At 62.0% G+C, this 8,528-nt stretch carries 13 protein-coding genes; 4 read left to right on the top strand and 9 right to left on the bottom strand.

The window, feature by feature from the left end:
• Positions 1-58 precede the first annotated feature (58 nt).
• The 4 genes from I8N66_RS34110 (at position 59) to I8N66_RS34125 (ending at position 3,339) form a co-directional block, all read left to right on the top strand.
• Positions 59-622 carry an N-acetylmuramidase gene (locus I8N66_RS34110; RefSeq protein ID WP_291163978.1) on the top strand — a complete coding sequence of 188 codons (564 nt, stop codon included), beginning with the start codon at positions 59-61 and terminating at the stop codon, positions 620-622.
• 9 nt (positions 623-631) lie between these two features.
• The gene (locus I8N66_RS34115) at positions 632-934 is read left to right on the top strand and encodes a hypothetical protein (protein WP_291163981.1); all 303 of its coding nucleotides are present in this window, start codon (positions 632-634) and stop codon (positions 932-934) included.
• A complete protein-coding gene (locus tag I8N66_RS34120) occupies positions 934-1,437 on the top strand; it encodes a hypothetical protein (protein WP_291163984.1) in 504 nt (167 codons plus the stop codon). Before I8N66_RS34115 ends, I8N66_RS34120 begins: the two co-directional genes overlap by 1 nt.
• Positions 1,438-2,193: 756 nt before the next feature.
• The gene (locus I8N66_RS34125) at positions 2,194-3,339 is read left to right on the top strand and encodes a site-specific integrase (protein WP_291163987.1); all 1,146 of its coding nucleotides are present in this window, start codon (positions 2,194-2,196) and stop codon (positions 3,337-3,339) included.
• Here the strand turns inward: I8N66_RS34125 and I8N66_RS34130 are convergent.
• The 9 genes from I8N66_RS34130 to I8N66_RS34170 form a co-directional block, all read right to left on the bottom strand.
• Positions 3,299-3,547 (bottom strand): helix-turn-helix domain-containing protein, encoded by a 249-nt coding sequence (locus I8N66_RS34130; RefSeq protein WP_291163990.1) that lies wholly within the window; start codon positions 3,545-3,547, stop codon positions 3,299-3,301. The two genes, I8N66_RS34125 and I8N66_RS34130, sit on opposite strands and share 41 nt — an antisense overlap.
• Positions 3,544-4,053 carry a DNA N-6-adenine-methyltransferase gene (locus I8N66_RS34135; RefSeq protein ID WP_291163993.1) on the bottom strand — a complete coding sequence of 170 codons (510 nt, stop codon included), beginning with the start codon at positions 4,051-4,053 and terminating at the stop codon, positions 3,544-3,546. The genes I8N66_RS34130 and I8N66_RS34135 overlap by 4 nt, the downstream gene beginning before the upstream one ends.
• Positions 4,054-4,150: 97 nt before the next feature.
• Positions 4,151-4,846 carry a DUF3850 domain-containing protein gene (locus I8N66_RS34140; RefSeq protein WP_291163997.1) on the bottom strand — a complete coding sequence of 232 codons (696 nt, stop codon included), beginning with the start codon at positions 4,844-4,846 and terminating at the stop codon, positions 4,151-4,153.
• 139 nt (positions 4,847-4,985) lie between these two features.
• The gene (locus I8N66_RS34145; protein WP_291164000.1) at positions 4,986-5,690 is read right to left on the bottom strand and encodes a hypothetical protein; all 705 of its coding nucleotides are present in this window, start codon (positions 5,688-5,690) and stop codon (positions 4,986-4,988) included.
• Positions 5,691-5,770: 80 nt separating this feature from the next.
• A complete protein-coding gene (locus I8N66_RS34150; RefSeq protein WP_291164003.1) occupies positions 5,771-6,094 on the bottom strand; it encodes a hypothetical protein in 324 nt (107 codons plus the stop codon).
• A gap of 53 nt (positions 6,095-6,147) precedes the next feature.
• The gene (ssb, locus tag I8N66_RS34155) at positions 6,148-6,609 is read right to left on the bottom strand and encodes a single-stranded DNA-binding protein (RefSeq protein WP_291164006.1); all 462 of its coding nucleotides are present in this window, start codon (positions 6,607-6,609) and stop codon (positions 6,148-6,150) included.
• 2 nt (positions 6,610-6,611) lie between these two features.
• A complete protein-coding gene (locus I8N66_RS34160) occupies positions 6,612-7,334 on the bottom strand; it encodes a hypothetical protein (protein WP_291164009.1) in 723 nt (240 codons plus the stop codon).
• Between the two features lie 162 nt (positions 7,335-7,496).
• On the bottom strand, positions 7,497-8,075 hold the full coding sequence (locus tag I8N66_RS34165; protein WP_291164012.1) for a hypothetical protein: 579 nt from the start codon (positions 8,073-8,075) through the stop codon (positions 7,497-7,499).
• Positions 8,072-8,431 (bottom strand): helix-turn-helix transcriptional regulator, encoded by a 360-nt coding sequence (locus I8N66_RS34170; protein ID WP_291164016.1) that lies wholly within the window; start codon positions 8,429-8,431, stop codon positions 8,072-8,074. Before I8N66_RS34170 ends, I8N66_RS34165 begins: the two co-directional genes overlap by 4 nt.
• Positions 8,432-8,528: the final 97 nt, after the last annotated feature.

Raw genomic sequence — 8,528 nt, forward strand, 5'->3', positions numbered from 1 at the left:
TGAAGCGATTTTGGCTGGAAATGCATCGCCAGTCAAAAATCTGTAGGTTGAGCCGGATATGCCTATGCTCACAGGCATGAACGCATTCGACAAAGCTTTCGAGCACACCGTCGGCATTGAAGGCGGTTACTCCAACAACCCTGCGGACCTTGGCGGGCCGACCAAGTACGGCATTACCGAACGTGTCGCGCGAGCTGCTGGCTACCAGGGCGACATGAAGGACATGCCGATCGACATCGCCAAGGCGATCTATCGGCGCCGGTACTGGGACATCAACCGGCTGGATGCCGTTGCCACTGTGTCGGAGTCCGTCGCGCTGGAGATGTTCGATACCGGAGTGAACTGTGGCACGTCGACCGCCGGCCTGTTCCTGCAGCGCAGCCTGAACGTCCTGAACCGCCAGGGCAAGGACTTCGCCGACCTGCTGCCGGATGGTTCGGTCGGACCGATGACGGTGGAGGCACTGTCCGCTTTCGTTGCCGTGCGCGGGATCGCCGGGCACCGGGTCCTGCTGACCATGCTGAATTGTCTGCAGGGCGCCAAGTACATCGAGATCGCCGAACGCAACCCGTCGCAGGAGACGTTTGTGTACGGCTGGGTCTCCAACCGAGTTTCGATTTAAGGAGTCAACGTGGCAACCCTCTATATCACCGAGTTTGAAGGCCGCACCCAGGCGCACAACGGTAACGCATCCGAGGCGCTGCCGCTGCCGCCGGTGGCGCAGCAGACCGTCGCCATCGGCGCCGGCAGTGTCCTGTCCGGCGCGCTGGGCGCGAGCACTCGCTATGTGCGCGTGATTGCCGACGCGGTTTGCTCGATCGATGTCGGCGCGGCGCCAACGGCCACGGCCGCGAAGATGCGCCTCGCCGCCAACGTGCCGGAAGTCTTCAGCGTGACGCCCGGCCACAAGATCGCCGTCATCACGAACACCTGATGCTGCGCGACGTCGTTCTCCCGCCGTGGGTGAAGTGGGCAGCGCTGGCCGCCGCCGCGCTGGCGCTGTACCTGCTCGGCCGGCTGGACGGCGAGCGCATCGAGGGGGCCAAGTTCTCAGCCTACGTCGCCGACCAGGCAAGTAAGGCGACGCAGGTACAGCAGGCCCGCGAGCGAGTGGTGACGAAGGTCGAGATCCAGTATCGAGACCGGATCCAGATCGTTCGAGAGAAGGGCGAAACGATCGTGAAGGAGGTGCCTGTCTATGTCTCTGCCGAGACTGATCGCCGTTTCCCTGTGCCTCGCGGCTTTGTCCGCGTGCACGACGCCGCCGCCGCTGGTGAACCTGCCGGAGCCCCCGCCGAGTCTGATGGAGAGGCCGCGGGAGTTGTCGCCTCTGCCGCCGCCGAAACCATCGCCGACAACTACGCCGAGTGCCGGAAGTGGCGCGAGCAGGTGAACGGCTGGCAGGACTATTACCAGCGACTGCGCAGTACCGAGTAAGCCGCCGATGATTCCCGGGGTCTCACCGGGCACGCCCAGGCGGAAATGTGGGCGTGGTTCCATACCTACCTCGGACGTGGGATGAGACAGTCCGACCTGCGGCGCGCAGTGCTGGGGGAACCTGGCATAGTCAGATGTGCGCAAGCGTCGGGCGCGCCAACGCTCGAATGCGGTGCCGGTGGAAGCCCGGCAGTCTGTTATAAAGTCGGGGCATGGCAGGCACCGGCTTTCAACCCCCGATCGAACCAATACCCTCCTACTGTATAGGGGAGGAGTGGATTTGCCGCACCTGCTCTCGGGTCATTGTCACGGTGGTGCAGGAATATCCGCACCCTCGCATGCGGCTGGATTGCAATTACAGCCAGTATGTACCCCTCGCCTCGTGCGAGTCGTATGTGAGGGAGCCGGGCACAGATTGAAATGCAGTTGCGCATACGAAATCATGCCGCTATACTTCGGTCTCCCTGCACTACAGCAGCCGGTAACGCCGGGTAGGTGGAGGCTACAGACAGATGATTTGTAAGGAGATTCTAATCCCTTACAAGGCGTAGGTCGGGGGTTCGAACCCCTCAGCACCCACCACTCTGGATCGCAAACAAATCAAGGACTTAGAGCGATCTAAGTCCTTTTTTGTTGCCCGTCGTACCGGCTTCAAGCGGAGCCTAGCGGAGCCTCTACCAGCCAAATAGAGCCGCCTACCAGCTATACTATCTCTGTGCAGGGCGTAGATTCGCAAATCACACGGATGGGTACCTCATGGCCGGCAAGAAGCAATTCCCGAACGGTACTTGGCAGTACACGTTCAAGCGCGCGGGCGTCCTCGACAAGCCCCTGTATCTGACCTTCGCAACGGAGGAGGAGGGCGACCAGTACGCCGAGCGCCTGGAGGCTCTGCTCGACCGCGGCATCGTGCCGACCGAGTTCAAGCCCGAGTCGCGCATCGTCCGGCTGGAACAACTCGCGCGCGAGTTCATGCGCGAGGCGCACCCCAGCCCCAAGGACGTCGGCGCGTTGAACGCCGCGCTGAAGCGCTGGGGCGATACGCCGCTGCCCAAGATCAACGCCGCGTGGGTCGACGGCATCATCGCGGAGATGAAGCGGTTCGAGAAGCTGGCGCCCGCGTCCATCCGTGCCCGAATCGGTGCGCTGGCCCGCTGCTCGGACTGGGGCATGCGCAAGGGGCACCTGACCCTGCCAGACCACCCATTCCGCACGCTGCCAGACGGCTATGCCCAATACAGCAAGGCCGACACCCAGGCCGCCGGCGTCAAGCGCCAGGACATCGAGCGCGACAGGCGGCTGGAGCCAGGGGCGGCCGGGAAGCCTAGCGAGTACGATCGGATCCTCGCCGTCATCAATGGCGGCGTGCTGGCCCGCAAGCAGAGGCCGCTGACGCTGGAATACCCCAGGGCGCACCGGGCACTGTTCGTGCTCGCCGTGGAATCGGCAATGCGGATGTCGGAGATGTACACGCTCTCGGTCGATCAGATCGATCTGAAGAAGCGCACGGTGTTTCTGGAGAAGACCAAGAACGGGGACAAGCGCCAGGTGCCGCTATCCAGCGTCGCGCTGGCGCTGCTGACTGAGCATCTGGAGGAGCGGGATATCCCGGCCAGCCACCCGCAAGACCTGCTGTTCCCGTGGTGGAATGGTGAAGCATCGCCCAAGGCGCGCGCCAAGGTCTCGGATTACCTGTCGAAGCGGTTCAACGACATCTTCGGGCAGGCCGGGTGCGAGGGGCTGGGATTCCATGACCTGCGGCATGAGGCGGTGTCCCGCCTGTTCGAGAAAACGAACCTGTCCGAGAGCCAGATCATGAAGATCAGCGGCCACAAGAGCCACCGGATGATGATGCGCTACGCTAACCTGCGCGGCTCAGACTTGGCGGCGGCGCTTTGGTAGTCCTGCGGCGCGCAGCGACCAGGCGCTCGGCCGTCTGCGCGACGATGAGCTTTTCGGCGTAGGCCAGCACGTCGCGGGTCATCATGACCCACGAGCGGCCGACCTTGCCGGCCGGGATGGTACCGGCGCGGATCAGGTCCTCGACGGTCTTCGGGTGGACGTGCAGGATCTCAGCAGCGCCGGTGAGCCCGACTGTCGGTGTGTTCATAGCTGGCCGTCCATGCGCAGGAAAATGCCGCGGGCGCTCATGCGCGCCAATGCGTTGGCGCAGTCCTCGCCGAAGGCAAACAGTGCGGTACCAGCTCCGCTGCGCCCGGCCTTGTGCAGGTTCTCCCTGCCAGGCACGAAGGAGACGCGGCCAGCCATGAATAGCACCGCCGTCGCCTTGCGCATGGCATCCTGAAACCACGATGCGTCGGTACGGCTGAAGACCAAGGCGATACCGTTGCCGTGGGCAGACATGCGCCCCATCCACGTTCCAGTCGCCGGCCCATAGGGCGGATTCAGCCATACGCGCCCGGCCCACTGCGTTTTCAGCCCGTCGTCGTAGATCGTGAGCTTTTTCGCGGCCGGTACCGCCGTCTCCATGTCGTGCGGACTGGAGGGGTCAAGGTCGAACGAAATCCCCAGTTCATCGAAGATCCACTTCGGCGTATACCACTCGACGCTTTTTCGTGCCGGCGAGATACGCGGCTCTCCGATGAACCCGCTCACGCTGACTCCTTGATCGCGGCCTGCACGCGCTCCATCACGTTGGCCTTGTGGTCGTTGACGATCAGCCAGGCCCACGGCTGGCGGATGGACGGGGACTTCATCCCTGCACCTGCTCGCGCGGGGCCAGGTCGTCGGCCGTCAGCACGTGCTTTCGCACGCCAGAGACCTCGTAGAAGTTGGCCGGCAGGCAGTGCTTCTCGATCCAGCCTTCAAGCAGCGCCCCCAGTTCAGCTACGGCAGCCTTGTCGACATCGGGAAAGTCGCCGGCATAGTCTCCGCCGATGTCCGCAGCGCGATCGCCGATCAGGTCGATGACGTCGCCAGCGCGGCAAAGCGACTTGGCCGTCGGCCGATTTGCCGTGCCAACGTAGACCGTCATGCCAGGCTTCAACTGGTCGCCGTAGCTGTCGAGCAGATCGCACAGGCTGTTGCAGTTGAAATTCTCGTTGTCGTGCGACCAGCATTCTTCCGGCTCGGTAGAGATCGGGGCGGAGGCCGGCACGAAGTGCCCTTCGTCGAACGACAGCACGACGATACCGTCGGGCAGGCCGTAGCCCCGCTGGACATGCGTGATCGCCTTCAGTGCTTGGCCGCCGGTGAACTCCAGCAGCGCGCCGGCGCGCATTTCTTCGGCGGTGTTGACGGTCTCCAGCAGGTTAAGCGTGTCACCGACCCGGAAGTCGCGGTCGTCGCGCCGCACTTCGGCCTTCTTGTGGCCGCTCAGAATGTCCTGAAACGGGCCCCGGTCGCACTTCAGTTCGTGCATCACGGGCTCGCGCTCGGTGCTGTTCATCGTGTCCTCGTATCGTTATGTTGGGGTGCGGGCCGCGGCGCAGGGAAGGTGCTGGTCGGTGGGAGAGGTCCGACTGCGGCCCGCAGGAAAACTATATGCCTTACGTGGCTACATCACAAGCCATAAATGCATATTTTCATCAAAAGAAATCGGGCTCCGGCTCGAACACTTCGGGCATCGGCACGGGCATGAACTGCAGGCGGTGGAACACCTGGCGGGTCTGCACAACGTCCTCGTCGCGGCAGTAAATTGCGATGTCCTCGATGCGGCCGTCGAGGTAGGCGTCGTACACCTTCGAGCCGTCCATGCTGGATTTTCCGGGCAGGCCCAGCGCCTTGCACAGTTTGTCGAGCTTGATGCTTTTGCCTACGCCGGCGAAGTACGTCATCGTGTCGAAGATGACGTCGTCCCACGGCTTGGCGTGGAACGGGATGAAGGGCGGCGGCTTGACGCCCAGCACGACGGCGCGCTGAAACATGAAGCGCAGGTCGAACCCGGAAATGTTGTGGCCGATGAAGCGCGGCTTGCGGCTGGTGGCGGCGCGGTAGTGGTCCGACAGATAGGCGAAGTACTCGCGCAGCACGTCGGCCTCGGCCAGGTCGGCGGCCTTGTCCGGCGAATAGAATGCCCGCGGGGTGTCGTCGTCGAACGCGCCGGCGATCACGCAGATATGGCCGATGGCGCCGTCGAAGCTGGTCTTGCGGTGCGCCTCGTCGATGCCGGCATCGGCGCCGGCGCGGATGGCCGCTTCCTTCTTGGCGCCTTCGGTGGCCATCCATTCCTCGATCTTGCCCGGATCCTTGTAGTTGCCCGGCGCTGCGATCGCGTCGATTGCTGCCTGCATTTCCTTGGTCGACGCGGCGCGCAGCTCGTCGATGAACTTCTGGTCAAGGCACGGCAACGTCTCGATGTCGAAAAACTGATTCATGATGTCCTCGCTAGTTGTTGGTAGAAAGCTGCAAAGCCGGTTGCGACACGAGCCTTCGCGCGCAGCAGCGCGAGGTTCTTCCGGCGGTAGTTCTGGTTAATCTGCCGCGATGTGAGCGGCTTCGGTGGCTTGGCATCCGGCGCATCGCCCAGGCCATAGATCGGCCGCCAGTCACTCACTGTCCGTTCGTAGTCGGCGATCCGAACCTTTCCCTCAGCCTTCAGGCGCTGCACGACCTTCTGCACGGTCTGCTCGCTCATACTGGCAAACCGGGCGATGTCACGGCGGCTCCCTTCGGCGGCTTCCAGTGCCGCCAGCACGCGGCCGTCAGACTCGGCTCGCTGGCGGGCTGCTCGGGCTGTCGTGCACATGGCTAGAAGGGTATGTCCGGGTCCATGTCTTCGAACCCGTTCGACGGGGCCTGGCGTTGACCGCGGTTGCCCTGCGGTCGATCGGCGCCGCCGTTGCGCGAGGCTGCGCCGGTGTCGCCTCCGCCGTCCTGGCGCCCGCCAAGCATCTTCATCTGGTCGGCCACGATCTCGGTGCTGTACTTGTCCTGCCCGGATTGGTCCTGCCACTTGCGCGTGCGGATGCGGCCCTCGATATAGACCGATGCGCCTTTCTGCAGGTACTGCGCGGCGATCTCGGCCAGCTTCCCGAAGAAATTCACACGGTGCCACTCGGTGGACTCCTTCATTTCCCCGGTCTGCTTGTCCTTGTAGCGGTCGGTCGTGGCGAGACGGATGTTCGTGATCGCGTCGCCGCTGGACATATACCGGGTCTCAGGGTCGGCGCCCAGGTTGCCGAGGAGAATTACCTTGTTGACGGATGCCATCGTTATGCCTGCTGTTGCTGCTGATTGAGTTGGGCCCGGCGCTTCTTGAACGGCAGTGCGAGCTTCTTCTGATCGGACTCCGACACGCCGGCGGATGCTTCGGCCCACAACTGCTCCAGCTCCGCATGCGTCTTGCACTTCTCGGCCTTCTTGCCGGTCTCGTTGATGTGCTTGCCGAGAGCCTGGCCGGACAGCATGCCGTCGGCGCCGCCGGATTGGCCGCCTTGGTCGCCGGCGTCACTGTGGCCGAACTTGGCGCGCATGTCGTTGACGTACTTGCTATCGTCGTACATGCCCATGTGCACGTCGGCCGAGAACCCGAGCCAGGACAGGGCCTTGCCGATGGCATCGGTCAGCGACTTCTTCGGGGCCTCCTCGTCGGTGAAGGTGCCCTTGCTGTTCCGGCCGACGAACGTGGTCTGGCCGAATGCCGGCACCGTGCCGCCAGGGTGGCGCAGCTTGATCTGCACGCAATGGACAGACTCGTGCCCGACAACGTTGTTGTTGACGACAATCGGCGCGCCGATCAGGATCTGCTCGCTGACGATCTCCGGGCCCCAGGTCGTGCCCATCGGACCCCACAGCTCGGTCGCCTTTTTGATCAGGTACAGCGGATTGATCGCCGTGCCCTTGAACCCGCCGGAGCGGGAGAAATCCTTCGTGTGGGCCGGGTCGGTCTCGAAGACCGAATTCCATAGCCCCATCGTTTCAGTGGTCTGCCCCATAGCATTCCTCGTATTCCTGTTGACGGCCGCTTTCCTCGTACCACTGCTGGTCCATCGCCACCCCTTCATGGCTTGCAATAAAGCCATATATGCATATTGTCGGGCAAAATAATCGCCGGTGGATTGCTGCCCGGCGGGTCCGCATTTGGTATGAGGGGAATACTAGAGCATGGATGCGTCTTGCGCAAGCCATTTATGCATATTTCCGCCTCGACCTTCTGCGAGGTCTCTCGTCGCATGAGTTGGCGTCTGTGGGCTGGCCGCCATAGCGGGCCAGTAAGTCGTATCGACGTACAGGTACGTCAAAAATAGGGCGATGCACGACGCAGTTTTCGCCGCGTTCATGAACGCGGTCAACTTCGCCGACATCTCGGACATCGCCTGGAGCATGATCGGCACATGCGAGGGCTTGATGTGTTTGACGTCGTGATGCAAGTCACCATCTTTGATGGAGAAAAGGATCTCGGGTGCGGCTTCTTCCGGTGGTTTGTGTTTTTCGCGGTAGGCGGCCAGGCTGACTACGTTATCCAGCCTTACGTCGCTTGACCCCTCGCGAGATTGGTGTTGTTCCATTGCTATTGAATGTCGGGCTCTCCGGTCCTTCCGCTTTCTTTGAGCTTGTTGCGACAGGCGTCCGGCCAGCATGGTTGAACTCTCGCTGCTCTCTCGCTGAGACAGCGTCGTATTCCCTAATGGCGTGCTCGCAATTTCGGCTGCTGAGTTGTACGCTGAATTGATCATCTCGCCTGTNGCTCTCTCGCTGAGACAGCGTCGTATTCCCTAATGGCGTGCTCTATGTAGCTTTCAACTCGTGACTTCTCCTCCTTCGGAAGCTTCGAATACTTTACTCTGTCGTATGCAATTTCGGCTGCTGAGTTGTACGCTGAATTGATCATCTCGCCTGTGGTCTTCCCAAAGGCGTTCGCTATGTTCTCCACGTTGTCTAAGGTTGGTGAGACATCTCCTCTGAGTATCCGGCCAACGGTGGTTTGGGCCACACCAGATGCCTGGGCCACCTTCACCTGCGTATCGAGGTCTGGCCTGACTGCCATCAGTCTGACCAAGTTCGCAGAAAAAACCTTCCCTGCTTTGTTCATAGAAGTCCTCTCCCAAGGATGTCAAAAGTCCAATATGCGTTGACGCACTACTTACAATGCATATGTGCCTAGTTTAGATGAGTTCTGAAAAAAGGGA

This window comes from Ensifer sp. SSB1 (genome assembly GCF_016652895.1).
Classification (GTDB): domain Bacteria; phylum Pseudomonadota; class Alphaproteobacteria; order Rhizobiales; family Rhizobiaceae; genus Ensifer.

Coding starts and splice junctions, on each gene's coding strand:
- I8N66_RS34110 (WP_291163978.1), top strand. CDS start 59: ATGCCTATGCTCACAGGCATGAACGCATTCGACAAAGCTTTCGAGCAC.
- I8N66_RS34120 (WP_291163984.1), top strand. CDS start 934: ATGCTGCGCGACGTCGTTCTCCCGCCGTGGGTGAAGTGGGCAGCGCTG.
- I8N66_RS34125 (WP_291163987.1), top strand. CDS start 2,194: ATGGCCGGCAAGAAGCAATTCCCGAACGGTACTTGGCAGTACACGTTC.
- I8N66_RS34130 (WP_291163990.1), bottom strand. CDS start 3,547: ATGAACACACCGACAGTCGGGCTCACCGGCGCTGCTGAGATCCTGCAC.
- I8N66_RS34140 (WP_291163997.1), bottom strand. CDS start 4,846: ATGAACAGCACCGAGCGCGAGCCCGTGATGCACGAACTGAAGTGCGAC.
- I8N66_RS34145 (WP_291164000.1), bottom strand. CDS start 5,690: ATGCAGGCAGCAATCGACGCGATCGCAGCGCCGGGCAACTACAAGGAT.
- ssb (WP_291164006.1), bottom strand. CDS start 6,609: ATGGCATCCGTCAACAAGGTAATTCTCCTCGGCAACCTGGGCGCCGAC.
- I8N66_RS34160 (WP_291164009.1), bottom strand. CDS start 7,334: ATGGGGCAGACCACTGAAACGATGGGGCTATGGAATTCGGTCTTCGAG.
- I8N66_RS34165 (WP_291164012.1), bottom strand. CDS start 8,075: ATGATCAATTCAGCGTACAACTCAGCAGCCGAAATTGCGAGCACGCCA.